The following is a 22,327-nucleotide window of genomic DNA, read 5'->3' as shown; positions in this document are numbered from 1 at the left end:
GTCGAAGCCGCAGGCCATCTCCATTGCTTACTGCCAGATCTTCACTGACGGGTGCGCTCAGCGGGAGTTTTTGTCGGAGTTGGTGCTTGTGGAGCCGCTCGTGCTGGAGCCGCTGGTGTTCGTGCCGGAGCCCGTGGTGCCGCGGTCGGTGGAGTCGGAGCCGCTGGTGCCCATGCTCTGCATGTCGAGCGTGGTGACGCGGGAGAATTCCTCCTTGCTCAGCTTGCCATCGCTGTCGGTGTCGAGCTTGCGGAACACCTCCGCCTCATTGCTGCTGGTGATTCCAGTGGCATTGGCCGATCCGGTGGTGGTGGTGCTGGTGTTGCCGGAAGTGCTGGTGCCGGAGGATCCGGTGCCAGAGGAGCCCGGGTTGTTGGTGCCGGAGGATGACTGTGCCGAGGCGCTGATGGCGGCGGCAGCAAGAAGGGAGAAGGCGAGGCTGAGTTTTGCTTTCATGGTGGGGGAACGTGGTTGTTTTTGGATTGGAACCATCATGTGATGGCGCTGGTTTTCGCCCTTCAGCCCCGGCATGGCTGTGCGGCCTGTCCTTAGCGAATGGTCAGGTACGAAAAAAGGGAACGTGTGATGACTTCAACGTCGATGCCGTCCGCACAGGCCGACGCATCGCTCACGGCAGCCAGCGCTGTGACTGCGGATCGCCCTCCAGCACCTGGATGGTGTCACCCTCGCGCAGGATTCCGGATTCCAACACCCGCACGCCGATTCCCGCCCCCTTCCCCAAGGCCCGGGTCATGCCGGGCTCGGTCAGTCGCTGGACGTAGTCGCACGGCGGACGTGGGCGGTCGTATTCCAGCAGCACGTCGCCAATGCGCAGCCGCCGGCCCTTCATCTCCCGCAGCGCCAGCCCGCGCGTGACCAGGTTGCGCCGGTGCTGGCCTTGGTGGATGCGGATGCCATGCTCGCGCTTGATGGCGTCCAGCACTTCGCCCTCGATCAAGGTCACCTCGCACACATCCCGCGGTGAGTAGTATCCTTCGCCTTTCGCATAGCGATCCCCGCGCAGTCCCACGCCCGCGAGTGCCTCGACCTCCGCCACACGCATCATCGGCTCACCGGCGCGAGGGGTGATGAAAATGGCTTCAAGGAAGGGACGGCTCATGGAGCTGGGACATCTCAGGGCTTCAGGGTCAAAACGCGAATGGATGCTGCCTGCTCCCACCCTTCACCCGCCAGCACCGAGTTCCAGAGCGGACACGATGCACGCGACGTCACGGCCCACCACCCCGTCGATGACGCCAAAGGCAACGCCGAGGCGCTGCTGACGATGAAGGAGCAAATGGGGCTCAAGATTCGGCTGTGACCAGGAGCGGCGGATTGGTCAAGTATAAGTCAAGTTGTTGGTCAAGCAGCGTGGCCTCTTATGACGTCTTCCTGCCGTTTCATGACGGTTTATTGACGTTTTAATGACGGGGCTTACCTTGGTCAGCCATGCCCTTTCAACCCGTTTACCGCATCACGCCCGCTTCGGCGAAGGCGCTGATGGCCATCGAGGCTTCGCGGGTGGCGGTGGATCGGCTGCCGGTGACGCCGCAGATGATCGCTTCGCTGCGGGAGTCGGCGCGGCTGCTGACGACGCATTACTCGACGCAGATCGAGGGGAATCGCCTCACGCTGCCACAGGTGGAGGAGGTGATCGCGGGCGGCGGCGGCTTTCCGGGTCGCGAGAGGGACGAGCGGGAGGTGCAGAACTACTACAAGGCAGCAGATGAGGTCGAGTCGCTCGCTGCTTTGAAGCGGAAGCTCACCGAGAAGGACATCCAAACGATTCACGGACTGGCCTTCGAGGGTAAAAAGCGACCCACGCCTTATCGCGACGGCCAAAACGTGATCCGCAACAGCTCCAACGGTGCCATCACCTACCTGCCGCCAGAGGCGAAGGAAGTTGCGGGGCTGATGGGTGAGTTGGTGGCATGGATCAATGACGAGATCGAGTCTCGCGACCTGCCCGTGCCGGTCATCGCCGCGCTGGCGCACTACCAGTTCGCCACGATTCACCCTTACTACGATGGGAATGGGCGCACCGCGCGGCTGCTGACGACGCTGATCCTGCATCGCTGCGGCTATGGGCTGAAGGGCATCTACTCGCTGGAGGAATACTATGCCCGGCATCTGCGCGGCTACTACGACGCGCTTTCGGTAGGTCCGAGCCATAACTACCACCTCGGTCGTGCCGAAGCGGACGTGAGCGGCTTCGTGCAATACTTCTGTGAAGGCATGTCCGATGCTTTCGCCAAAGTGGCCGCCCGCGCCGAGGCCTCCAGCCTGTCCGCGCCGCAGGACAAAGCTGCGCTACTGCGCGAACTGCGTCCGCTGCAACGCCAGGCGCTCGGCCTCTTCGCGAAGCATCGCATCGTCACCTCGAACGAACTTGCCGCTTACCTCGGCCTCTCGCCCCGTCAGGGGCGAGAGCAGTGCGCCAAATGGGCGGCTGAGGGCTTTCTAGCCGTCGCCAATGCTTCAAAGAAGGGACGAAGCTACCGGCTGGCGGAGAGGTTTGAGGGAGCGATTGTTGAGTAATCCAGCCGAAAGGCTAAACAGCCACATGAGTCAAACCTTCATCGTCGAACCTCTCAATCCGGCCAAACACTGCCGGGAGGAGTTTGATTGTGGAGTTGAGGCATTGAATGACTTCCTCCGGCTTCGCGCCCGCAAGGAAATGGAGGCCGGGACTTCCGCCTGCTTCGTGATGGTGCCGGAGGACGAGCCTAATGTCATTGCTGGCTACTACACGCTTTCAGCAGCCACGGTGCTGAGAACGGCCTTGCCAGAATCGGTGACCAAAAAGCTTCCGCGATACAATGAACTGCCAGCGACCTTGCTGGGCCGTTTGGCGCGCGATTTGAGGTTCAAAGAACAGCAGATCGGCGAAAGGCTCATGGCAAGCATGCTACATCGGTCAGTGAGAGCTTCCGAAGAAGTCGCCTCGTGGGCGATTGTGACCGATCCCAAGGATGAAAAGGCACGGGCGTTTTATGCGAGCTTTGGCTTTCAACCCCTGACGGAGTACCGCCAATTCATCACGATGAAGTCGGCGGCGCAATGGATCAGCGCTCGATGACCGTCTTGCGATGCAGGTCCAAAGCCGTGCGCATGCGCTTGGTGGGGGCTTTGACGGGTGCGAGGAGGGCTTCCACAAAGCGACGCGACTCGGTTTGACTCAATTTCACCGTATCATGGCGGCGGACGATTTCTTCCGCCGCAGCACGCACATGAGAAATCACGAACACAGCGACGGAACAGCCTTCCAATCCAGCCGCACGCTCCAGCAAAGCCTTGTCATCCGATGTAACTCGGGCGACGAGGCGATTCGAGCGGCGGGCAGTGGCGACGGCAGGCATGGTTTTTGTGTGCCAAAGTGTGCCACACTGTGTGCTCGCCGCAAGAGTGGATTTTCCTTCGCTTCGTGCCAGAAGATCGCGATCGCCGTCGTGGTGCAGCTACTTCGTGCGGTCCACCAGCTTGTAGGTCTGGCCCGGTTTGGGCGTCGGCGGGAGTGTTTTGCCGCGAACGCCGGTGACTTCTTGGTGAAGGTATCCACCGCGAGGGCCGAAGACGCCGTATTGACCGGAAGTGGGAACGGACTGACCAGGTTTCAGATGAGGTTTAGACATAGGATGCATCAGGTTTGGGTTGTTCAGTGTCGGATCGTGGGTCCACACCACTCGATGCGGCTACGACGGACAAAGAAATGGCTTCGGCATCCGGTGGTGCGCCACACGGAGGGAAAAAGAGAAAAGGTCTGATCGCGGTGACGCGTCAGTTCCCAGCGAGGAAAGTCATCAGGAAGCAAATTGAGATAGATCGGTTCGCAACATCCACAGGGGCAGCTCATGACGACATGCCATTCGTGGCCGTTTTCACCGATCACATATCCGACTCGCTTCTTGAGACGGTCGGGAACCTCCTCTACCGAAACCAAAGCCATCTTCGGCATTGGGATGACCCAGCGCCAAAAGCGTTTCAGAAGTCGGCGAATCGTTTTCATCCTTAGCTTTGCAGTCCGAGTAGAGGTTCCATGTCTCCTTTGCCGGCATGGCGGTTGATTACTGGGCAGGGCTGACCGTCCGAAGAGCATTCGACGAACGTTCCGTTCAGACTCAGACAGGTTGAGGCGTAGCGGCCATTCGGGTCATCTCGGAATGGATGCAGGCGTGCGAGCATCTCCGTGACGGCTAACCCTGCGTAAACTGTGTTCACACTAATGACAGCAGGACGACTTTCCTGAACACCTTTGATGTACTTCTCCGCGAGACGGGCTTTGTAGGCTTCGGGATCGCCCTTTTTGAGCATTTCGGCTTCAAAGTCTTGAAGGGTGTAAAGCCCACGGCTGAGAAGGCTTGAACCACCTGGCTGAAGGTAGTTCACCGAGCCACAAACATGCGAAATGCTCCCAGAACCATCTGCGACGAGACGCACTCCAACGTCGATGTAGGGCAGGCAATAAGTCGCCGCGAGTTTGTTTAAGACGTGACGGCCGGAAGCGCTGTCCATGCACCCGAAAACCAGATCACATTCTGCCACAGCCTTGATGGCATCTGGATTCATCACATCGCGTGGCAAGGCCGTCACACGAGTGCCCAGTCCCATCGCTTCGACGGAGCGCTTGAGCACTTCGACCTTAGGGCGACGGCACTCCACATCTTCTGCTGTGAGCCCGATGATGCGATTCGAGTTCACGTCCTCAGCGCAATCAGGGTCGATTAGAATGAGTTCACCTACCTGGAGACGTCCGAGTTGTTCGATCACGACTGATCCCGTGCCGGAGCACCCGACCACGGCAATCTTGAGTCGTTTCAGCAGCAAGGTCGTTGCAGCGCCGAATGCTCGGGCGTGACGGTTCGCAGTCGTCGGCACTTCGCCAATGTGGGTCTCGTGGTCCCAGATGCGAACATCATCACCAGCCACCGCGACCCGGCGAATCGGTGTAAAGCGTCCTTTGTCACTCACATGGCGTCCAAAGATGCTCCCGTCCGGCAGCATGACAGCGCTGGCGTGCGGGCCATCCGTCCAGCCATACAGCGAGGGAAACAGTTCCTTGTCTGATGCGTCATCCGTGCGCGAAAAGTCCGCGTAACCTCCTGGATGACTGTGAATCTTGAGAACCGACAGGCCTTTTGAAGCAGCTTCTTCGAATGCAGCTTCGACGGCATCGGTGCGCCAGTGGAGAAAGTCGGGGTGGCGAACGACACAGGCTTCGAGTGGTATGGGGACCACTTTTTGGCCGATCAGAATGGTTTGAGAGTCAGTGACACACCGGCCGCAGAGAACGATTGCCGCAGCTTCGTTGGCATCTTGGAGCAGGTGGGACTGGAGCGCGGCATGTTGGTAGCCGCTGAGTTTCAAAGTGTAGTTCATGGTTTGAGTCGGAATTCACGTTCGAGCCAATCATCCACGAGGGCCATATGGCTGCCGATGTAGTCTTCACCTGGCCGCCAGGGATTGGCCGGAGTCCGGTGGCGTGACCAGCGCTGGTAGATCTGGCCATCGATGGTCTCGTGTGTGAGGTTGTTGATGGTTTTGCCATCCTGCCGGACGAGAGCCGGGAAAAAATAGGCCATGTCGATTTGAGCGTCGTCATAGCCTGGGTCGATCTTGAGTGCCGTGATGACCTCCGGGATGTTGTAGCCGGAGGGCACCGGATAACCGTGGATCAACACATACCGCTTGCCCGGCAGGCCTATGGTTTCCCAAGGCCTGCCGGTAGAATCGAGGAACTTCACGTCCCTCTCAGGAAGTTGAAATTCTCGGCGCATGGCGGCTTAACCTTCGGTTTGGTCACACGGGAGGGTGAGGAACTTCTCCACGCCGGGTGTGGTGAAATCGACTTTGTCGTCCAGTCCGATTTTCTTGAGTTCACCAGAAGCGAACTTCTGGCGGAGCTTCCATTTATCGGGCTCGCATTTGCCAGCGAGTTCCAGAATCTGGCGGCCGGTCATGAAGCTGACGGGGCTCACGTAGGGTTCTTTGTCGACCTTGATGCGGTAGTGGCGGTCGCAGCGGGGTGCGCGGCCTTCACGGCAGCAGACTTCGAGGTCTTCGATTTCGTCTTCGGGGATATGATGTTTGTCTGGGTCTTTCATTTTGAGAATGAGAGGGGGTTGTCCTCTGCTGCTTAAAGTTTTAAGCGCGCTTGTCGAAGTGTGCAAGGAAAATTTAACACGCTTGATAGATTTAGCAGATCAGCTAGTTTCCGGACAGATGCCTTCCCCGCCCATCCAACCGACTGCAAGCCAACGTGGTGCCCTTGGCTCGTACCTTTGGGACACCAGAAACGCACTTGGCATGAGCCTCCGTGAAGCCGAGGACGCTTCTGGGGTTTCAAATGCCTACATCAATCAGATCGAGACAGGTCGAATAAAATCACCATCGCCCGCTATCCTCCAAAAAATTGCCACCGGCTACAAGGCGCCTTATCAACACCTGATGGAGCTAGCCGGGCACCTAAAGGCAACGACCGGAAATGAAACCAAACGTCGAGGCGCTTTACCCACGTCTACTCTCGCGGATGTGGAGTTGACCAGAGAAGAGGAAGAGAAGGTGCGCGAGTACATTGCCTTCTTGAAAATGAAAAACCGCAGAACCGATGAAAACGGATGACTACAGCCTGCCTGATGCCGACATCGCGCATATTCAAAAACATGCAGATCAACTGCTGAGAGAGGCGGCTGCATATGGCACCTTTCCAACGCCAGTTAAGGACATCGTGTCTGCGGCAAAGTTGAAGTTGAAGCCCATGACTGAGCTTCCGATCCCTGACGGTGTTGACCCCGCCGCGATCAAAAAAGCGATGAGTAAACTCCAAGGATTCTTGGACCGCCGAGATCGCACCATCTATCTGGATCGTTCACTTCATTCCAGCCGCCGCAAGTCCCTCGCTCTCCATGAGATCGCGCATGACTACCTTCCGGATCAACGCATGACATACGAAATCCTGGAAGATTCTGAACACGAACTCGACCACGAAACGCACGATTTGTTCGAGAAGGCTGCCAACTGCTTCGCCAGTGAAGTTCACTTCCAATCAGATTCATTCACCAATGATGCGCGGGATATCCGGTTCGGCATTTTCGAGCCAGTGAGGCAACTCACGAAGCGATACGGCGCTGGCAATTACTCAACGTTGAGGCGCTATACCGAAAAGTGTGGGCACACTGCGGCCCTTTTGGTATGTGATCTGAAGAAAGATGATCGAGCATGGCTGGCTCCACGGCGATTCATTCGCTCTTCAGGATTCAAAAACGCCATTGGCTCCATTAGGTGGCCGCAGGTTTTCAGCCCAGATTCTTGGTTTGTGGAAAACCGTCCCAAGAACGTCTTTTCCCTGATGGACGTGGTTCACCTGACAACAACTACTGGAGAACTTAGGCGATTCTATGTCGAGGGATTCGATTCGACCCGCCAAGTTTTCTTCTTGTTGAAACCGATGGACCTAGGGCACACGGCACTATCTGCGTAAGCCCTCACACCCCCGCCAGGATCCCATTCAGCGTCGCACTCGGACGCAGCGCGGCATCGGCCTTCGCGTTATCCGGCTTGTAGTAGCCGCCGACGTCGGCTTTCTGGCCTTGGACGGCGAGGAGTTCGGCGACGATTTTGGACTCGTTGGTGGTGAGGGACTCGGCGATGGGTTTGAAGGTCTTTGCGAGGTCGGCGTCGGCGGTTTGGGCGGCGAGTTCCTGGGCCCAGTAGAGGCAGAGGTAGAAGTGGCTGCCGCGGTTGTCGATGGTGCCGAGTTTGCGGCCGGGGCTGCGGTCGTTTTCGAGGAACTTGCCGTTGGCGGCGTCGAGGGTGTCGGCGAGGACTTTGGCCTTCGGATTCTTGAAGGTGTCGGCGAGGTGCTCGAAGGACGCGGCGAGGGCGAAGAACTCGCCGAGGCTGTCCCAGCGGAGGTAGTTCTCTTCGCAGAACTGCTGCACGTGCTTCGGCGCGGAGCCGCCGGCACCGGTTTCAAAGAGGCCGCCGCCGTTCATGAGCGGGACGATGGAGAGCATCTTGGCGCTAGTGCCGACTTCGAGGATGGGGAAGAGGTCGGTGTTGTAGTCGCGGAGGACGTTTCCGGTGACGGAGATGGTGTCGAGACCTTTGGCGATGCGTTCCAAAGAGAAGGTGCAGGCTTCGGCGGGCGGGAGGATGCGGATGTCGAGCCCGGTGAGGTCGTGGTCTTTGAGGTATTTTTCGACCTTGGCGATGATCTGGGCGTCGTGGGCGCGAGCTTTGTCGAGCCAGAAGACGGCGGGGGTCTGGGAGGCGCGGGCGCGGTTGACGGCGAGCTTCACCCAATCCTGCACGGGGGCGTCCTTCGTCTGGCAGGCACGCCAGATGTCGCCCTGCTCGACGCTGTGCTCAAAGAGCACGTTGCCGGCGGTGTCGGTGACTTTGATGGTGCCGTCGGCGGGGGCTTCGAAGGTCTTGTTGTGGCTGCCGTATTCCTCGGCGGCCTGGGCCATGAGGCCGACATTCGGCACGCTGCCCATCGTCTTCGGATCGAGAGCGCCGTTCTTTTTGCAGAAGTCGATCGTGGCCTGGTAAATGCCGGCGTAGCTGCTGTCCGGAATGACGGCGAGCGTGTCCTGCTCCTTGCCGGCGGCGTCCCACATCTTGCCGCCGCCGCGGATCATGGCGGGCATGGAGGCATCGACGATGACATCGCTGGGCACGTGGAGATTGGTGATGCCTTTGTCGCTGTTCACCATGGCCAGAGCGGGGCCGCTGGCGTAGGCGGCCTGGATGTCGGCCTCGATTTCGGCTTTTTTGTCGGCGGGGAGCTTGTCGAGCTTCGCGATGAGATCGCCGAAGCCGTTGTTAAAGTTCACGCCGATCTCAGCGAGCGTCGCGGCGTGTTTGGCGATGAGGTCTTTGAAGAAGACGCTGACGGCGTGACCGAAGATGATGGGATCGCTGACCTTCATCATGGTGGCCTTCATGTGCAGCGAGAAGAGCACGCCATCGGCCTTTGCCTTGGCGATCTGCTGCTCGAAGAAGGCGACGAGGGCCTTCTTGCTCATCTTGGTGGCGTCCATGATCTCGCCGGCTTTGAGAGCGAGTTTGGGGAGGAGGGTTTTGGTGCTGCCGTCTTTGCCAGTGAACTCGATTTTGACCTCAGTGGCCGCGGCGACGCAGGTGGATTTCTCGTTCGAGAAGAAGTCGTCTTTGCCCATGGTGCCGACGGTGGTCTTCGAGTTGGCAGACCAAGCGCCCATTTTGTGCGGGTGCTTCTTGGCGTAGTCTTTGACGGCCTTCGGCGCACGGCGGTCGCTGTTGCCTTCACGCAGCACGGGATTCACGGCGCTGCCCATGACCTTGGCGTATTTCGCTTTGATCTCCTTTTCCTCGTCGGTCTGCGGGTTCTCGGGCAGATCGGGCAGTTTGTAGCCCTTCGACTGCAACTCGGCGATGGCGGCTTTCAACTGCGGCACGGACGCGGAGATGTTCGGGAGCTTGATGATGTTCGTGGTCGGCTCGAGGCAAAGTTTGCCGAGGTAGCTCAAATCATCGTCCTGCTGGCCGAACTGGGCCAAAATGCGGCCTGCGAGCGAGATGTCGCGCGTTTCGACCTCGATGCCCGCCGCCTTGGTGAAGGCCTTCACGATGGGCAGCAGCGAATACGTGGCGAGGAGAGGTGCTTCGTCGGTGAGGGTGTAGATGATTTTGGCGGACATGAGAGGCGAGGAAAGGCGGTTTTGAGGGCGGGAGAGGTAAAAAGGGCGGCGGAAGGGTCAAGATGCTTCGCGTTGGAAGGTCAAGTGCAGTGCGTCAATGGCCCCAAAAGGTCAAAAATGGGCGCGGGGCTGCGCAAAAGGTGGCGAGAGCACCTTTTTGACCACAACGGTTGGCAACTGCGCCCTTACTGTCCTTGCGCCTTTTTGACAGCTTCAATGGATTTGTCGAAGTTCGTCTTCCAGACGCCTTGGAGTTTATCGGGTTGGGCGCGATCGAGGGTCTTCAAAGCCTCTTCAAACTGCCCGCGACGCGTTTGGATGCGGGCGATGCCTTGCAGGGCGGAATATTCGTCGGCACCGCCGAGGCGGGTTTTGCCTTCGAGGATGGCTTCGTAGGCTTCGAGGGCCTTGGCGTCGTCTTTGAGGTTGTTTTCGCGGTTTTGGGCGAGGACGAGCATCGCTGACTCGCGGACTCGGAGATCGCCGATCCAGTCCAAAGCGGCGCTGAGATCGGCTTCGGCTTGCGGGCCGTTTTTGACGATGAACTGAGCGCGGCCGCGATGATGCAAACCATCGCCACGCTTCCAGAAGGGCCACTTCGTGAAATCTTCGGCGGCGAACTGCTTCACCACATCAGGCGCTTTCGCGTTGGCGAGGAGGCTTTGCATCTGCGCGGTCTTCTTCACGGGTTCGAGCGGAATGCGCTCGATGATCGCATCGGCAGCGCCGCGGGAATAAAACGCGGCCTGTTCCAGCGCGGCGGATTTTTGCAGGTCGGTGATCTTTTCCATGTCTGCGAGCGCGAGGAAGGCCTCGGACTTGCGCTTCTGCGCGGCCTGACGGAAGCCGATGACGAAATCGGTGACGGTGGGATCGGCCTCGAACTGATGCGAGCGGCCGTCGTAGAAGTGCGCGAACTTCATCGGCTCATGGAAGCCGCTGGTGCCGGTGGGCGAGAGGGCGCTGAGCTCCTGGCCGTCCTCACGGATGCGCTGGCGGCAGAGATTGATGTGCCACGGCAGGCTCTGCGTGGGATGACGGCCGATGACCTGATGCAGCGGATCGTTTTCATCGGCGGTGACTGGAAAGCGAATCTCGACGGTCCAGTGATCGTCGGCGATGTGCGTGGCGACCTCCGCCTTCGAATCCCAGCCGAACCACTGGCCCTTCGGCGCTCCGCGGTCGAGATCGACGATGTGACCGGCGGGACTGACGGCGATCTGATAATAGGAGTGCGTTTCGGTGGCGAGCTCGATCTCAATCGCATCGCCATGCCAGAGCGCCTGGTCGCCATCGCGCGTGGAGGCGATGTTCGGCTTCTCGCCGGGATGTTCGTCACAGCGAATCGCGAAGTAGAGATTACCGCCCTGCCACCCGGCCTTGAACGACGTGCCAAAGACGGGCGTGCCGCCGGTCTGCAGCTCGCGGAACTTGCCCGTCGCCGCGACGGGACACTTCTGCCAGTATTTGTCATCGAGCTTGCCATCGATGACGATGTCATGCGCATCGCCGACGAGACGCACTGCCGGCACAGGGCCACGCTTCTGGCCGAGCTGCTCGGTCTTCATGCGCAGACCCTTCAAGTAATCATCGGTGAGGGCGATGCGTGCGGCGTAGGTTTGTAGAGGAAGACGTGAGTCTTCCCCGATGGCGGGCGCGTTGTCGGAAGTCTCACGACTTCTGCTACGGACTTTGGCTTTCGCCTTTTCAAAAAGCGCGAGTGCTTCATCGGCCTTCGCCTTGTCCTCCTCCATCGCGACCCAGTTCTGTTCGCTGTAGTTGAAGAACGCGAGCATCTCCTGCTCGGCGGGACCGTAAAACAGGCGGCAGTATTCGCGCAGCATCGCGTCCGCATCCACGTTCTTGCCGCCCCAGTAGGCGCGGGCGGTGAAATAGACGAGGAAGTGATTGAACCCGACGCCCACGGTGTCGAAATCCTGCCGCACGCTCAGCCAGATGTCTTCGCCAGCGGAGATGCCCTTCGTGGCGTTCACGCTGTTCACGAGCGAGTGCGCGGCGTAGCTCGGCAGATACCAGCCGCGATCGGTGAAGGGATAGTTTTCGAAAATGAGCAGCGGATTGTCCGTCTTCTTCGTCCACGCGGCACGCAAGGCCTCCGGCGCGGACTCACCCTCGCCTTTCACACCGCCTTTGTTGATCGGACGACGGCCGCCGACGATGCAGACCTGCACATTCGGCTCCAGCTTGTCGATCTTCAGCGGCGGCAGCGTGTAAACGCCATACGCACAGTTCAGCACCTTCGCCTGAGGATGCGTCTTCGCGATCTCCTTCGCCACGCGATTGACGAAGTCCCACACATGATCGCTCAGCAGGCCGCGCTCGTTGCGCTCGGGCGAATCCTTGCCCTTGCACTTCTCGCACTGGCAGATCGCGGTGTAGCCGTCCGGCGGCATGATCGACACCGTCTTGAAATGATACGTGTCGAGCAGCGCACGGGCGTAAAGCACAGTCTCGCGGAAGAGTTCCTCGTTCGAGTAGCAGAGCTGGCACTTCGAGTCGCCGGGGCGGAAGTCCGGCTTGCCGCCGTAAATCGCGAACCAGTCCGGATTCTTCGCGAAGACCTCCTCACGATTCGTCATGCCCGCCATGCCGTGAGCAATGTGCAGGCTCTCGTCACTGCGCGTGCCGAGATGCATGACCCACATGGCGTTGTCATAACGCGCCGTGCTGAAGCGGAAGTTGAACTGCCGCAGCGCGAAGTCAGGATGCACCGTCTCATCGATCTTCGGCACTGGGATCGTCTTCATCGACGGCATCACCTCGCCCAGTTCGCCCGGCAGATACCAGCGCGCACCGAGCTTGGAAAAGAACGCCGTCACGGCATTGAAGCTGCCGCGTTCATCGAGCCCCCAGATGTCGAGTGTTTCCTTTGGCGTCGTGGTCGCACCGTCGGGTTTGCCCGTGTCGCCGGGAATGCGCAGCCGGTTTTTATACAGGCCGCCGCCCGGCATGCCGTACGGCGCGCCGATGATCTTCTCCCACTCCGCCTGCGCCCGCGGGATGTCGCTGTTGCTTTTCGCCCACGGTTCCGTCGGCTCGAAGTCCGTGTCATCACCGACGAGCGCCAGCCAGTCGTCGCCCGACTGAATGCGATACGCGCCGTCCTTCAATCGCTCCGCCTTCACCGGATTCTGCGTGCTCTCGCCGATGAACACCTTCACCGCTTTTCCTGTCGGCTGCGTGACGATCGGCAGCCGCGCACCGCTGATCTTCTCCACATTTGTGCGAAACTCCGCCGCCGCGACACGCTGCATGCGCGTCGGATTGTCCGAAATCACGATCTCCGCAAACGGCTGGCCGTTTTCGACGAGGAAGGAGCCGGCAGCGCGAAGCTGAAGTGCGAGGGCCGGGACAACAAGCAAGATCAGAAGGCGCGCATTCATGGTCGAACGTAAACGTGTGCGAACCTTGGTTCTGACGAACACTTGAACTCCAACTCCTCACGACTGGCCCGCGTGGCGTGGTTCCACGACGGATGGTCACCCTGTTGCGGGCGAACAATTGCGGCATCTCGCTTTGCTCACTTCCCATGGAGCCGCACGTCGTCGAAGTCGTCCATGTCATCGAACGAACCGATGCCGATGCGGCCTTTGCCGAAGGTCTTGTCGTTGGCGCTGAGCTGCGGGGTCGTCATGTCATCGAAAAAGACCTCGATGCTGCCCTTCGTTGAATCGCGCACGACTTTGACCTGATGCCAGCCGTCGGTCCATGGCACGTTTTTCGTGTTCCGGGTGATCGGCGTGCGTGGCGCGTTTTTCACGATCATGATCTGGCCGCTGTTCGGGTCCGGTTTCGCGCCGAGGTGGGCGTAGTAGAAGTTGGCGGCGTCCTGGTGGTTGAAGATGATGCAGCAGTCGCGGTGGTTGCCGGTGTCCTTCGTGCTGCGCACACGGAAGGAGAGCACGAAGTCCGCCACCGAGACATCCTTGATCAAGGCGATGTGAAACGGACTGCGATACGGCGGTTTGTAGGAGCTCTCACGCTGATTGATCCCGAAGACGGCATTCCCATCGATCACGCGATGCGTCCAGGTCTGCGGGTCCAGAACCTCCCAGCGGTCAAAGCCCTTGTCGAAATCCTCGCTGAAGATGAGTGGCATGGTGCCAAGCATGGCCGGGGGTTCCGCCTGGCTCAACGAGGTGATGGCGATGCAGAGGAGCGTGGCGAGGTGTGTTTTCATGGCTGGCATGCTGTCAGTGAGGATCGTGTCTCCATTCAAATCAAGATCGTTGGCCCGCTTCTTCTTCGTCTTTGGCGGTCGCGGCGGCACGTCTGTGAAAACGATGATCGGGACCGGCGGGATCTCCGAACATCGTGAAGCCGAGTGCCGTGGGATGTTTCATGCGCTTGGACGCGTGAGGACGAAGGGCGAACCCGGATGTTGCGTCACTTCAACAGCGCATCGGTCGTCTTCAAATCAAAGCGCAGGCTCACCACGCTGTGCTTTTCCTTGCCCGGCGCATACTTCAGGTAGGTCGTGGCGACGATGGTGCCGTCGGGCAGCAGCTCCATGCCAGGATAACCGCAGTCGCCCACACGCTCGGCGTGGCTGTGGAGGAGTTTGACGCGGTATTGGCCGGGCTTGCCGTTCTTGATGTCATCATAAGTGCCGACCCACGCCACGAAGTGGCCTTTGGTCGGGCTGTTGAGCGCTTGATCGCGAAACGCGACGACCATGCGGCCATCCGCGGTGAACACACCCGCATGGCGGTCGCCGGTGAGGCCCCAGTTCGTATTCGCAGGCGTGCTCCACGTTTGACCTTCATCGCGGCTGAACATCACGAGGCTGCGTTCCTTGTGCGTGTTCTCGCGCATCAGGCAGCAAAGCTCCGCGCCGTCTGGCGAGCGAAAGACAAACGGCTCGCACGGATTCTTGCCCGTCACGCTCGCGACGACCTTCGGCTCGCTCCAGGTGAAGCCGCCATCGGCGGTGATCGTATGCAGCACTTCGAGCGGTGCCCTGTCCGCACCGCCGGGGCCTTTGTGGAAGAGCCCGAGGTAATGCCCATCTTTGAGCCGCACGATGCTGCTGAAAGTCATCACGCAGGGGAAACCGAGCGGCGGCATTTCCTTCCACGTTTTGCCCGCGTCCTCGCTCATGATGCTCGGCATGCCCGGACCTTTGCGATTGCCTTTCGCCGCTGAAAACACCCACAGCCGCTCTTTGCCCGCCGAATCCGTCATGCGGTAGATGCTCGGGCAGTTTTGATGTGTCTTGAAGCCCGCCGGCAGCGTCTCGTCGATCCGCGTCCACGTTTGGCCACCATCATCGCTCCGCGCCATCGGCCCCGCCGCTCCGCCGTGATTGACGCACCATACGCAGAAGATCGTCTTGCCATCGGCGAGCAACGTGGTCGTCGGATGCCCCTGATACACCTCCTCGGTGCCTTGCGCGATGATGGTGTGGCGATCCTTCTCGCCCGACAGGTCAATGATCGGCAGATCGGGTTTTTCTTCAGCAAAGACGAGCGTGGTGGCGAGCAGCAGCGGGGTGAGGCGGATCATCGGGAATCAGACGTCGCCCAAGTCCCAAAACTGTCACGTTTCACATGTTCGCGTCACTCAAATCGTCAGCGCACCGGTGCTTGTGGCGAAGGTGTCGGCTTCGATGCCCATGTTTTGGAGGAGGCGGACGAAGAGATTTCCCATCGGGGTGTTGTTCTTGGCGTCGCCGGTGTGGTGCTTGCCGTGCTGGAAGCCGCCACCGGCGAGCAGGAGCGGCAGGTTGTGCCAGTCGTGCGAGTTGGCGTTGCCGAGGTTGCTGCCGTAAAGCACGGCGGTGCTGTCGAGCAGGCGCTTGGAGCCTTCTTGCTTGGTTTTGAGCTTCTCGATCAGCGTGCCCAGCGCTTTGAGCTGCGCGGTTTCGATGAGCCGGAGCTGCGCGATCTTTTCCGGGTCCTGGCCGTGGTGGGAGAGGTTGTGGTGATCCGTTTTGACGCCGGGAATCGCAGGCACATCGCCGCGGCCCTGCACGAGCATGGTGATGGCGCGTGTGCTGTCCGTCTGAAAGGCGAGCGGGATGAGGTCAAAGAGGAGATTCATGCGGCCGATGAGGTCCTTCTCGTCTTTGATGTCTTCAGGCGGCTGCGCATCGACTTTGGGCTTTGGTTTCTGCACCCAGGCCTCGGCCTTTTGCAGGCGCTGCTCCATCTCGCGGACGCTGGTGAAGTATTCATCGAGCTTATCGCGGTCGGCGCTGCCAAAGCGGCCTTGCAGGCGCTTCGCCTCTTCGCCGACGGTGTCCATGATGCTGCGGCCTTCATGCAGCTTGCGCATCTGCTGCTCGATCTCCCACTGGCTGCCGTCGAGGAAGAGCTTGGCGAAGATTTTCGAAGGTCTCGACTCCGCGGGGATCATGACGCCGCTGCGTGTGTAGCTCTGGCTGTTCCCGCCGCCCGTGTTGAGCTGCAACGACGGGTAGCGCGTCTCAAAGCCGATCTTCTCCGCGATGAATTGGTCCAGCGAGATCGTGTTGCGAAACCCTCCGAGGCCCGGATGCCGCGCTCCGGTGAGCCAGGTCATCTCAGAGGCATGCCCATCACGCCCGTTTTGATCTGGATGGCAAACATTCGAGAAAACGGTGAAGTCCTTCCGATGCGCCTCGATCATCTTCAAATAAGGCGTCGGCGTATAAGCCTCCCCACTCTCCGCCGGAAAGAAATCCGGCCCGTAAATGCCAAGCGACGCACAAATCGTCACCAGCCTCTTCGGCGGCACGGTTTCGGCCGCTGCGAGCGCTTTGCGTCCCCACATGGCATCAAGAAACGGCAGCGCGAGTGAGACGCCTGTGCCACGAAGGAAGGTGCGGCGGGAAACGTGGGAGGTCATGGAGGGTAAATGAACGTGGCGGATTGAAAACTGCGAACTGGGAACTGAAAACTGAAAATTGGACTTATGAGATGGCCTTCAGCGCCTTTGCCGCCTGTTCGCCGATCACCTGGGTCAGGTAGCTCCACCAGGACTCCTTTTCGACCGTGTCACGAATAGCCGTCGCTGGCAAAAAGCGGCGCATTTCCTTCACGAAGTCGTCGCGGTAGGCAGGCTGTGTTTTGAGCGCGGTGGTGCGTGCTTGAAGGGCGGTCGCGAATTCGGCGTCGCTGTGCTGATGATCGCGAATCTTGAGCGGGATGAGCTTTGCAGGCAGTTCGACGCCCTGCTGCACCAGCCAGCCGATGTCCCACAGGTCGCGGTTCTTGATACGGTTCTCGCGAAAGGCGAGCGCGATGAGTTTATCGGCCAAAATCTCCTCACGGCTCTGCGCCTGCAAAATGAGGCCGGAGGTGCCGAGGTCGATGCCGTAGAGATTTCGCAGCATCATCGGGCGCGGGTCGTGACTGGAGATCGCGCAGATGTCGAGGTGGATGCGCTGCGCGGGCAGGTGGCGCTGGCCGGGCCGTGTTTCGAGAGTGAGCTTCCAGGTGGAGACTTTGCCGCCGGTCTTGACCGGCTCGCTCACGCTCACAGGCAGGCCGTAGCGTGTTTGCAGGCGGTCCGTGAGCACGCGGGCGAGCTCGGCGAGGTCCTCCTTTCTAAAATCACGGCCGCCGGTGAAGTCGAGGTCCTCGCTGAGCCGCTGCGAGCCGTAGCAGGCCCTCAAACAGGTGCCGCCGATGAAGGTGAGGCCTGCGAGCAACCCGGCCTCGCTCATCTCCCGCAGGATGTCGTGATGCAGCAGCTCTTTTTCCACCACGGGCCGCAGCGTGGCGAGATCGGCCCGCGTGCGCAGCGCCGTGTCCACGAGTTGGTCAAACAAGCTCACGCAGCACCTCCTCGTCCACGAGTTCCAGGCTGCGGCGCGTGGCCTTCATGTCCCGCAGTGCTTGCTTCGGCGAGGCACGCCAGAGATGCCGCTCCGGGTCGTAGGCCAGCTCCGCGCTCACCTCGTCCGGCTTTTGCGCCGTATGCACGAATTCGATGTGCCCGTAGTCGCCGCAGTCCACCACATGGCTGCGACCGGAGGTCATGAGGCTGATCCAGTTCATCGGCACCTGCGAGATGGCACCCGCATCGCTCAGCACGGTCTCGAGACTCAGGTAATTGAACTCCCCCGCCCGCAAACGCGCCGCCGCATGGAAAAGCAGGTTCCCCGCCGGGTAATCCGGCACCGGGTAAAGGTAGATGCCCTTGCACACCCGCTTAAGCAGTCCCGCCTTCGTCGCCCGCGACAGCAACACCGCCAACTGCCCATTCCCCGGCACCGCCGCCGCAAGGTCCGAGGCCGCAAAAACGCAGTGCTCCCGATCCGCCAGCGAGCGGAGCGTCTCAGAGAGCTGCTTGAGGGGCTGCATGGCAGGACTCTACAAAACATTGCATAAAGTGCAATGTTTTGTGCAGCATAGTTCAATCCTTCTTCACCAGGAGCCGTTCCACCTCGCGGTCCCAGTCGCTCATCTGGAGGCGGCCCTTGATGACACGGAACTTCTCAAACTCGGACTCGGCGTGTTGTCGGGCCATCTCGGCACAGAATCGTTCGCTAGGGTAGCTTTTGCCATCAGTGGCAGTTATTCGGAATTTTCGAATAACTGACTTCTCGGGCGAGTTCCCTGGTTGCATAGACTTTTTCAGATGCTCGCTCGCCGCACTCACATCATGAACACTCAGCTTGGAGAAATGAGGTGTTCAAAGGCGGTCCGAATGTATAAATGAGAAAACTTTTATGCAAATTTTGATGTTTACCGAGGCTTGGCCGCCGCTTTCTGGCGGGGTAGCCACTTCCGCGCACCGCGTCGCGACGTCACTGGCGGAACTGGGCGGGCATGAGGTTACGGTGTTCACGTTCGACAGCAGCGAGGTGGTGACTTCGCCACCCTATGTGAAGGAGGCAACTGTGGCCGTGGCGGGGGTGAAGGTATTGAAGTTCGGGCCTTTCTTCCTGAAGCGTCCGAGCGATGAGATCGCAGGCATCAATGAAAAGCACAGGGCAATCCTGCGCCGACAGGTGTTCGACCGGATGGTGGAGGCCGTGGATGCGATGCCGACACGGCCTGAGCTTGTTTTCTCCATGTATGTCGTGAACGCTGGTTGGATGGCGACTTACCTAGCAAACCACATGGACGTGCCGCATGTGCTAGGGGTGCGCGGGAATGATGTAGGGCGAAACATCTTCTCCGTGGACCGGCTTTACCCGGTGGCGCTGGCGGTGCGAAACGCGGCGGCGGTGGTGTGTGTGAACAGTCACCTGCGGGAGCGGCTGATGCTGGCGTTTCCGGAGGCGGGCGAGAAGACGCGGATGATCGAAAATTCCTGCCGCCTGCCGGTGCTGCCGGTGATGGATCAGGCGGCGGCGCGTAGCACGCTGCTGGGGCGGGCAGGCTGGCCGGACTCCAGTGTGGTGGTGAGCTTCATCGGCGCGGCAAGGGAGAAGAAGGGCATCCGCGCGTTGCTGGCGGCGCTGCTGGAGCCGGGGGTAAGCCGAGACCTGCGGCTGGCGTTGATCGGCAGCCGCCCAACAGCGGCGGATCAAAGATTGTTCGGCGACCTGTGGGCGCGGCTGGAGGATGAGGGGCGACTTTTCTGCAGCGGCCAGCTGGACCGGGCGGAGGCGCTTGGGCTGGCGCTTGGGTCAGACATCGGGACGATGCCAAGCATCGAGGACGGGCTGGCGAACGGGCTGCTGGAGTCGATCTGCCTGGGGCTGCCGGTAGTGGTGTCCGACCTGTTTTCGGAGGTGGTGGTGGAGGGTGTGTCCGGCCTGGTTGCGCGGCGGAATGATGTGGCTGGGCTGGCGGCAGCGCTGACTCAGCTGGCGAGGGATGCGGGGCTGCGCGCGGCGATGGGCCGGGCGGCCCTGGAGCGGGCGACGGAGCGATACTCACCGCAGTTTGAGGTAACTAACTACGAGGAGGTGTTTTCATGCGTGCTAAAGCGATCCCTGTCTTCCGCCCCCCTGTAGCGCCTTCGCTAGATAGGCACCTGGCCGCGGTAATCGAATCGAGGTGGTGGAGCTACGGGAGTCTGTGCAGGAGCCTGGAGGAGGAATTGGCCCTGGCGCGGGGCAGAAGCTCTGTGCTGCTGACGACATCCTGTACAGCGGCTCTGGGGCTAGTGGCGCGCTGCATCGCGGCGCAGCGTGCTTCTGCATCATCATGTTCTTCTGGCGGCACGGCGGAGGAAGGGGCGCTAGAGGTGATCGTGCCGGCGATCACATTTGTAAGCACTGCGATGCCGTTTGTGGAGGTGGGCTGGCGGGTGCGTGTGGCGGATGTGAGTGCGGAGACGGGGCTGATGGATGCGGAGAGCGCTCGGCAGCTAATCACGGCGCGAACGGCGGCGGTGGTGGCTGTTCACCTTTACGGGCAGAAGGCGGACTTAGGAGCGTTGCGAGGGCTGTGTGATGCGCGGGGGCTGGCCTTGATCGAGGACGGGGCGCACCGGGTGGACTGCCTATTTGAGGAGAGTGTGGCAGATTTTTCCGTGTGCAGTTTCAATTCAGTGAAAGAGCTGCCGGCGGGGGAGGGTGGTGCGCTGTGGTGCCGTGACGAGGCGGACGCGGAGCAGGCGCGATTAGCGGCCTACCTGGGGATGCGGGTGGACACGCCGCAGCGGAGCGCGCAGCCGGTGCACCTGCCGTACGCGTTCAGCGGGGTGCCGGGGGGAAAGCACCGGATGACGGATGTAGCGGCGGCCTTTGTGAAGGCGGCGCTGGAGGCGCACGCAGTGAACCGCGAACTGCGCCGGGCAGTGGCGCGGCGGTATGACGCGCTGCTGAGGCCGCTGCAGCCAGTGCTGGAGTGCCTGCGGCGGGATTACGCGCGGGACTCGGCGCTGATGTACGTGGTGCGGGTGTCGTCGGGGCGGCGTGAGGCGCTGCGGGAGGTGTGCGCACGCGGCGGCATCAGCACAAGCGTGCACTATCCGTCATTGGCGGGGCACCCACTGTTCGCGGCGGATGAGTGCCCGCGGGCAGCGCTGTTCGCGGAGGAGGTGGTGACGCTGCCGTGCTACGCGGACCTAGCTGATGATGATCACCTTTTTGTTAGTCGGGAGGTGGCACGTGCGATCCATGGATGAGCCGTCGGCGGGAGTGTCCCCATCCGGGGCGGAAGAGCCGATCTCCGAAGACTGCGTGGAGCTGTGGCGGCCGCGGTTTGAGGATGTGCCCTGGCTGGTGGAGCTGCGGAACCGCCGTGCGGTGCGGCAGTGGTTCCACCACTCGGAGGTGATCCTGCCGGAGGTGAGCGGGCGCTGGATCTCGGCGCGTATGACGGATGATGACGACGCGCTGCGGGTGTTGCGGGTGTGCGGCATCGACCAGGGGCTGGGCACCATCGGCTGGGAGCGGAGCAGGACGGAGCCGGACCGGTACGAGGTGGGGCGGCTGGTGCTGGACACTGTGCGGCTGCGGGGGCTGCCGACGGAGGTGCGCCGGGAGGTGACGGCGGCGCGGCTGACCGATGCGGCGTGCCGTGCGGTGCAGGAGCACCTATTCATGACAAGAGGAGCGCAGGCGCTAACGGTGACGTGCAAGGCGGGGAACCTGCGCGGGCGGCACGTGGCGGAGCGCGGCGGGGCGGTGATGGAGGGCGTGAGTGACGACAGCGCGAACTACGTCGTACTTCGCGGGTTGTGGCTGGAAAGGAGGGAGCGGTAATGCGGGTGGCGCTGTTCACAAAGCACTTCCTGGAGCCGACGCACCTGGCGATGGCGCAGATCCTGCACGGGCTGGAGGCGTTCTCCTTCGTGGTCTTCTGCAAGCGTTGGGAGCCGCCGCACGAGGTGGCGCTGCCGCACTGCGCGCGCGGCGCGGAGCTGTCTGACGTGGAGGCGGTGCAGACGGAGGTGGCGGCGTGTGACGTGGTGCACGCGGTCTTCGACGGCACACTGGCCTTGCGCGCGTACGACATCGCCCGCACGCTGCGGAAGCCCTTCATCCTGACCTTTCACGGTGGATTCGACATGAACGCGAAGATCTGGAAGGACAACCTGCGGCACCTGGTGCGGTGCGTGTGCGAGCATGCGGACGTGGTGACAGTTCCGAGCGAGAGGGATCGCGCGCTACTGGCGGGGCTGGGCGTGCGGCGTGAGCCGGTGGTCTCACGCGTGCCGGTGGACCTGCGGCGGCTAGAGGGGCTGCGCGGCACCACGCGGGAGCCACGCCGACTGCTGTGCGTGGGACGGCTTGTGCCTAAAAAAGGTTATGCCACGGCGCTGCGGGTGCTGGCGGGGCTGGGGCCGGAGCACAGGCTTACCATCGTGGGTGACGGGCCAGAGCACGGGGCGCTACAGCAGCTGGCGGCGGACCTAGGCCTGGCGGGGCGGGTGGACTTCACCGGCTACCAGCCGCCCTCGCAGATGCTGCGTACGCTGGCCTCCGCAGCGGTGCTGCTGCACCCGGCGGTGAAGGCGGCGGATGGAAATGCGGAGGGCACGCCGCAGATCATCCTGTGGGCGCAACTGCTGGGCGTGCCGGTGGTAGCCTGTGACAGCGGTGCGCTAGCGCAGGTGGTGCGGCATGGTGAGACGGGATGGCTGCTTGCGGAGGGAGATGAGGCGGGCCTAGCGGCAGCGGTGGAGGCTGCTTGCGGCGGCGGGCCGCGCGTGGCGGAGGTGACGGCGGCGGCACAGGCGGTGGTGTGCGAGCGGCATGACCTGTGGCACATCGTGGAGGAGTGGAAGGCGATCCCCCG

The 22,327-nt window shown here is 61.2% G+C and carries 24 protein-coding genes and 1 pseudogene; 9 read left to right on the top strand and 16 right to left on the bottom strand.

Features of this window, described 5'->3' with window-relative positions; all coding sequences use genetic code 11:
* Nucleotides 1–57: 57 nt before the first annotated feature.
* Both IAE77_RS21420 and IAE77_RS21415 read right to left on the bottom strand, forming a co-directional pair.
* Nucleotides 58–456: an EF-hand domain-containing protein gene (locus tag IAE77_RS21420; protein ID WP_294231193.1), complete on the bottom strand. Its 399-nt coding sequence runs from the start codon at nucleotides 454–456 to the stop codon at nucleotides 58–60.
* Nucleotides 457–628: 172 nt separating this feature from the next.
* Nucleotides 629–1,120 carry an MOSC domain-containing protein gene (locus IAE77_RS21415; protein ID WP_294231191.1) on the bottom strand — a complete coding sequence of 164 codons (492 nt, stop codon included), beginning with the start codon at nucleotides 1,118–1,120 and terminating at the stop codon, nucleotides 629–631.
* 117 nt (nucleotides 1,121–1,237) lie between these two features.
* Between IAE77_RS21415 and IAE77_RS30955 the strand changes: the two are divergent.
* The 3 genes and pseudogenes from IAE77_RS30955 to IAE77_RS21400 all read left to right on the top strand — a co-directional run.
* Nucleotides 1,238–1,321, top strand: a pseudogene (locus IAE77_RS30955) (exonuclease); the annotation flags it as partial.
* 128 nt (nucleotides 1,322–1,449) lie between these two features.
* Nucleotides 1,450–2,538 carry a Fic family protein gene (locus tag IAE77_RS21405; protein ID WP_294231187.1) on the top strand — a complete coding sequence of 363 codons (1,089 nt, stop codon included), beginning with the start codon at nucleotides 1,450–1,452 and terminating at the stop codon, nucleotides 2,536–2,538.
* Nucleotides 2,531–3,079 (top strand): hypothetical protein, encoded by a 549-nt coding sequence (locus IAE77_RS21400; protein ID WP_294231185.1) that lies wholly within the window; start codon nucleotides 2,531–2,533, stop codon nucleotides 3,077–3,079. The genes IAE77_RS21405 and IAE77_RS21400 overlap by 8 nt, the downstream gene beginning before the upstream one ends.
* On the opposite strand, the gene IAE77_RS21395 is transcribed toward IAE77_RS21400, so the two are convergent.
* The 6 genes from IAE77_RS21395 to IAE77_RS21370 form a co-directional block, all read right to left on the bottom strand.
* Nucleotides 3,066–3,359, bottom strand: coding sequence for a DUF1778 domain-containing protein (locus IAE77_RS21395; protein ID WP_294231182.1), 294 nt, complete (start codon nucleotides 3,357–3,359; stop codon nucleotides 3,066–3,068). The two genes, IAE77_RS21400 and IAE77_RS21395, sit on opposite strands and share 14 nt — an antisense overlap.
* Nucleotides 3,360–3,458: 99 nt before the next feature.
* Nucleotides 3,459–3,632, bottom strand: a complete 174-nt coding sequence (locus IAE77_RS21390; protein WP_294231180.1) for a hypothetical protein — start codon at nucleotides 3,630–3,632, stop codon at nucleotides 3,459–3,461.
* A gap of 23 nt (nucleotides 3,633–3,655) precedes the next feature.
* On the bottom strand, nucleotides 3,656–4,006 hold the full coding sequence (locus IAE77_RS21385; RefSeq protein WP_294231178.1) for a DUF6527 family protein: 351 nt from the start codon (nucleotides 4,004–4,006) through the stop codon (nucleotides 3,656–3,658).
* Nucleotides 4,007–4,008: 2 nt separating this feature from the next.
* Nucleotides 4,009–5,376: a ThiF family adenylyltransferase gene (locus IAE77_RS21380; RefSeq protein ID WP_294231177.1), complete on the bottom strand. Its 1,368-nt coding sequence runs from the start codon at nucleotides 5,374–5,376 to the stop codon at nucleotides 4,009–4,011.
* The gene (locus IAE77_RS21375) at nucleotides 5,373–5,774 is read right to left on the bottom strand and encodes an E2/UBC family protein (RefSeq protein ID WP_294231175.1); all 402 of its coding nucleotides are present in this window, start codon (nucleotides 5,772–5,774) and stop codon (nucleotides 5,373–5,375) included. Before IAE77_RS21375 ends, IAE77_RS21380 begins: the two co-directional genes overlap by 4 nt.
* A gap of 6 nt (nucleotides 5,775–5,780) precedes the next feature.
* Nucleotides 5,781–6,101 carry a multiubiquitin domain-containing protein gene (locus IAE77_RS21370; protein WP_294231173.1) on the bottom strand — a complete coding sequence of 107 codons (321 nt, stop codon included), beginning with the start codon at nucleotides 6,099–6,101 and terminating at the stop codon, nucleotides 5,781–5,783.
* A gap of 7 nt (nucleotides 6,102–6,108) precedes the next feature.
* Here IAE77_RS21370 and IAE77_RS21365 point away from each other — a divergent pair, with 7 nt between their 5' ends.
* A complete protein-coding gene (locus tag IAE77_RS21365; RefSeq protein WP_345781004.1) occupies nucleotides 6,109–6,618 on the top strand; it encodes a helix-turn-helix domain-containing protein in 510 nt (169 codons plus the stop codon).
* Nucleotides 6,605–7,477: an ImmA/IrrE family metallo-endopeptidase gene (locus IAE77_RS21360; RefSeq protein ID WP_294231171.1), complete on the top strand. Its 873-nt coding sequence runs from the start codon at nucleotides 6,605–6,607 to the stop codon at nucleotides 7,475–7,477. Before IAE77_RS21365 ends, IAE77_RS21360 begins: the two co-directional genes overlap by 14 nt.
* Before the next feature lie 4 nt (nucleotides 7,478–7,481).
* Here IAE77_RS21360 and IAE77_RS21355 read toward each other — a convergent pair whose 3' ends face one another.
* The 8 genes from IAE77_RS21355 to IAE77_RS21320 form a co-directional block, all read right to left on the bottom strand.
* Complete coding sequence (locus IAE77_RS21355) at nucleotides 7,482–9,680, bottom strand: NADP-dependent isocitrate dehydrogenase (protein ID WP_294231169.1); 2,199 nt, start codon at nucleotides 9,678–9,680, stop codon at nucleotides 7,482–7,484.
* 185 nt (nucleotides 9,681–9,865) lie between these two features.
* Entirely contained in the window at nucleotides 9,866–13,084 is a 3,219-nt protein-coding gene (locus tag IAE77_RS21350; protein ID WP_294231168.1) for a DUF4838 domain-containing protein, read from the bottom strand.
* Nucleotides 13,085–13,221: 137 nt separating this feature from the next.
* The gene (locus IAE77_RS21345) at nucleotides 13,222–13,881 is read right to left on the bottom strand and encodes a hypothetical protein (protein ID WP_294231166.1); all 660 of its coding nucleotides are present in this window, start codon (nucleotides 13,879–13,881) and stop codon (nucleotides 13,222–13,224) included.
* A gap of 40 nt (nucleotides 13,882–13,921) precedes the next feature.
* Complete coding sequence (locus tag IAE77_RS21340) at nucleotides 13,922–14,044, bottom strand: hypothetical protein (protein ID WP_294231164.1); 123 nt, start codon at nucleotides 14,042–14,044, stop codon at nucleotides 13,922–13,924.
* A 43-nt stretch (nucleotides 14,045–14,087) separates the two neighbouring features.
* Nucleotides 14,088–15,206 (bottom strand): sialidase family protein, encoded by a 1,119-nt coding sequence (locus tag IAE77_RS21335; protein ID WP_294231162.1) that lies wholly within the window; start codon nucleotides 15,204–15,206, stop codon nucleotides 14,088–14,090.
* 57 nt (nucleotides 15,207–15,263) lie between these two features.
* Nucleotides 15,264–16,529: a DUF1552 domain-containing protein gene (locus IAE77_RS21330; RefSeq protein ID WP_294231160.1), complete on the bottom strand. Its 1,266-nt coding sequence runs from the start codon at nucleotides 16,527–16,529 to the stop codon at nucleotides 15,264–15,266.
* A gap of 64 nt (nucleotides 16,530–16,593) precedes the next feature.
* Complete coding sequence (locus IAE77_RS21325) at nucleotides 16,594–17,460, bottom strand: nucleotidyl transferase AbiEii/AbiGii toxin family protein (protein WP_345781003.1); 867 nt, start codon at nucleotides 17,458–17,460, stop codon at nucleotides 16,594–16,596.
* Nucleotides 17,447–17,989 carry a type IV toxin-antitoxin system AbiEi family antitoxin domain-containing protein gene (locus tag IAE77_RS21320; RefSeq protein WP_294231157.1) on the bottom strand — a complete coding sequence of 181 codons (543 nt, stop codon included), beginning with the start codon at nucleotides 17,987–17,989 and terminating at the stop codon, nucleotides 17,447–17,449. Before IAE77_RS21320 ends, IAE77_RS21325 begins: the two co-directional genes overlap by 14 nt.
* A gap of 368 nt (nucleotides 17,990–18,357) precedes the next feature.
* Between IAE77_RS21320 and IAE77_RS21315 the strand changes: the two genes are divergently transcribed.
* The 4 genes from IAE77_RS21315 to IAE77_RS21300 form a co-directional block, all read left to right on the top strand.
* The gene (locus tag IAE77_RS21315) at nucleotides 18,358–19,593 is read left to right on the top strand and encodes a glycosyltransferase family 4 protein (RefSeq protein ID WP_294231155.1); all 1,236 of its coding nucleotides are present in this window, start codon (nucleotides 18,358–18,360) and stop codon (nucleotides 19,591–19,593) included.
* Complete coding sequence (locus tag IAE77_RS21310) at nucleotides 19,554–20,711, top strand: DegT/DnrJ/EryC1/StrS aminotransferase family protein (protein ID WP_294231153.1); 1,158 nt, start codon at nucleotides 19,554–19,556, stop codon at nucleotides 20,709–20,711. Before IAE77_RS21315 ends, IAE77_RS21310 begins: the two co-directional genes overlap by 40 nt.
* The gene (locus IAE77_RS21305) at nucleotides 20,704–21,291 is read left to right on the top strand and encodes a GNAT family protein (RefSeq protein WP_294231150.1); all 588 of its coding nucleotides are present in this window, start codon (nucleotides 20,704–20,706) and stop codon (nucleotides 21,289–21,291) included. Before IAE77_RS21310 ends, IAE77_RS21305 begins: the two co-directional genes overlap by 8 nt.
* A partial coding sequence (locus IAE77_RS21300) for a glycosyltransferase (RefSeq protein WP_294231147.1) occupies nucleotides 21,291–22,327 on the top strand: 1,037 nt, incomplete at its 3' end. The genes IAE77_RS21305 and IAE77_RS21300, both read left to right, overlap by 1 nt.

The organism is Prosthecobacter sp., assembly GCF_014879935.1.
Lineage (GTDB): Bacteria > Verrucomicrobiota > Verrucomicrobiia > Verrucomicrobiales > Verrucomicrobiaceae > Prosthecobacter.
This window is presented reverse-complemented; position numbering and strand designations above follow the sequence as displayed.

Excerpts from the sequence above, each read along its gene's own strand:
- IAE77_RS21390 (WP_294231180.1), bottom strand. The coding sequence starts at position 3,632 with ATGTCTAAACCTCATCTGAAACCTGGTCAGTCCGTTCCCACTTCCGGT.
- IAE77_RS21305 (WP_294231150.1), top strand. The coding sequence starts at position 20,704 with ATGGATGAGCCGTCGGCGGGAGTGTCCCCATCCGGGGCGGAAGAGCCG.
- IAE77_RS21355 (WP_294231169.1), bottom strand. The coding sequence starts at position 9,680 with ATGTCCGCCAAAATCATCTACACCCTCACCGACGAAGCACCTCTCCTC.
- IAE77_RS21340 (WP_294231164.1), bottom strand. The coding sequence starts at position 14,044 with ATGAAACATCCCACGGCACTCGGCTTCACGATGTTCGGAGATCCCGCC.
- IAE77_RS21375 (WP_294231175.1), bottom strand. The coding sequence starts at position 5,774 with ATGCGCCGAGAATTTCAACTTCCTGAGAGGGACGTGAAGTTCCTCGAT.
- IAE77_RS21420 (WP_294231193.1), bottom strand. The coding sequence starts at position 456 with ATGAAAGCAAAACTCAGCCTCGCCTTCTCCCTTCTTGCTGCCGCCGCC.
- IAE77_RS21335 (WP_294231162.1), bottom strand. The coding sequence starts at position 15,206 with ATGATCCGCCTCACCCCGCTGCTGCTCGCCACCACGCTCGTCTTTGCT.
- IAE77_RS21405 (WP_294231187.1), top strand. The coding sequence starts at position 1,450 with ATGCCCTTTCAACCCGTTTACCGCATCACGCCCGCTTCGGCGAAGGCG.
- IAE77_RS21320 (WP_294231157.1), bottom strand. The coding sequence starts at position 17,989 with ATGCAGCCCCTCAAGCAGCTCTCTGAGACGCTCCGCTCGCTGGCGGAT.
- IAE77_RS21380 (WP_294231177.1), bottom strand. The coding sequence starts at position 5,376 with ATGAACTACACTTTGAAACTCAGCGGCTACCAACATGCCGCGCTCCAG.
- IAE77_RS21385 (WP_294231178.1), bottom strand. The coding sequence starts at position 4,006 with ATGAAAACGATTCGCCGACTTCTGAAACGCTTTTGGCGCTGGGTCATC.
- IAE77_RS21310 (WP_294231153.1), top strand. The coding sequence starts at position 19,554 with ATGCGTGCTAAAGCGATCCCTGTCTTCCGCCCCCCTGTAGCGCCTTCG.
- IAE77_RS21360 (WP_294231171.1), top strand. The coding sequence starts at position 6,605 with ATGAAAACGGATGACTACAGCCTGCCTGATGCCGACATCGCGCATATT.
- IAE77_RS21350 (WP_294231168.1), bottom strand. The coding sequence starts at position 13,084 with ATGAATGCGCGCCTTCTGATCTTGCTTGTTGTCCCGGCCCTCGCACTT.
- IAE77_RS21330 (WP_294231160.1), bottom strand. The coding sequence starts at position 16,529 with ATGACCTCCCACGTTTCCCGCCGCACCTTCCTTCGTGGCACAGGCGTC.
- IAE77_RS21365 (WP_345781004.1), top strand. The coding sequence starts at position 6,109 with ATGAGAGGGGGTTGTCCTCTGCTGCTTAAAGTTTTAAGCGCGCTTGTC.
- IAE77_RS21345 (WP_294231166.1), bottom strand. The coding sequence starts at position 13,881 with ATGAAAACACACCTCGCCACGCTCCTCTGCATCGCCATCACCTCGTTG.
- IAE77_RS21315 (WP_294231155.1), top strand. The coding sequence starts at position 18,358 with ATGCAAATTTTGATGTTTACCGAGGCTTGGCCGCCGCTTTCTGGCGGG.
- IAE77_RS21395 (WP_294231182.1), bottom strand. The coding sequence starts at position 3,359 with ATGCCTGCCGTCGCCACTGCCCGCCGCTCGAATCGCCTCGTCGCCCGA.
- IAE77_RS21370 (WP_294231173.1), bottom strand. The coding sequence starts at position 6,101 with ATGAAAGACCCAGACAAACATCATATCCCCGAAGACGAAATCGAAGAC.
- IAE77_RS21415 (WP_294231191.1), bottom strand. The coding sequence starts at position 1,120 with ATGAGCCGTCCCTTCCTTGAAGCCATTTTCATCACCCCTCGCGCCGGT.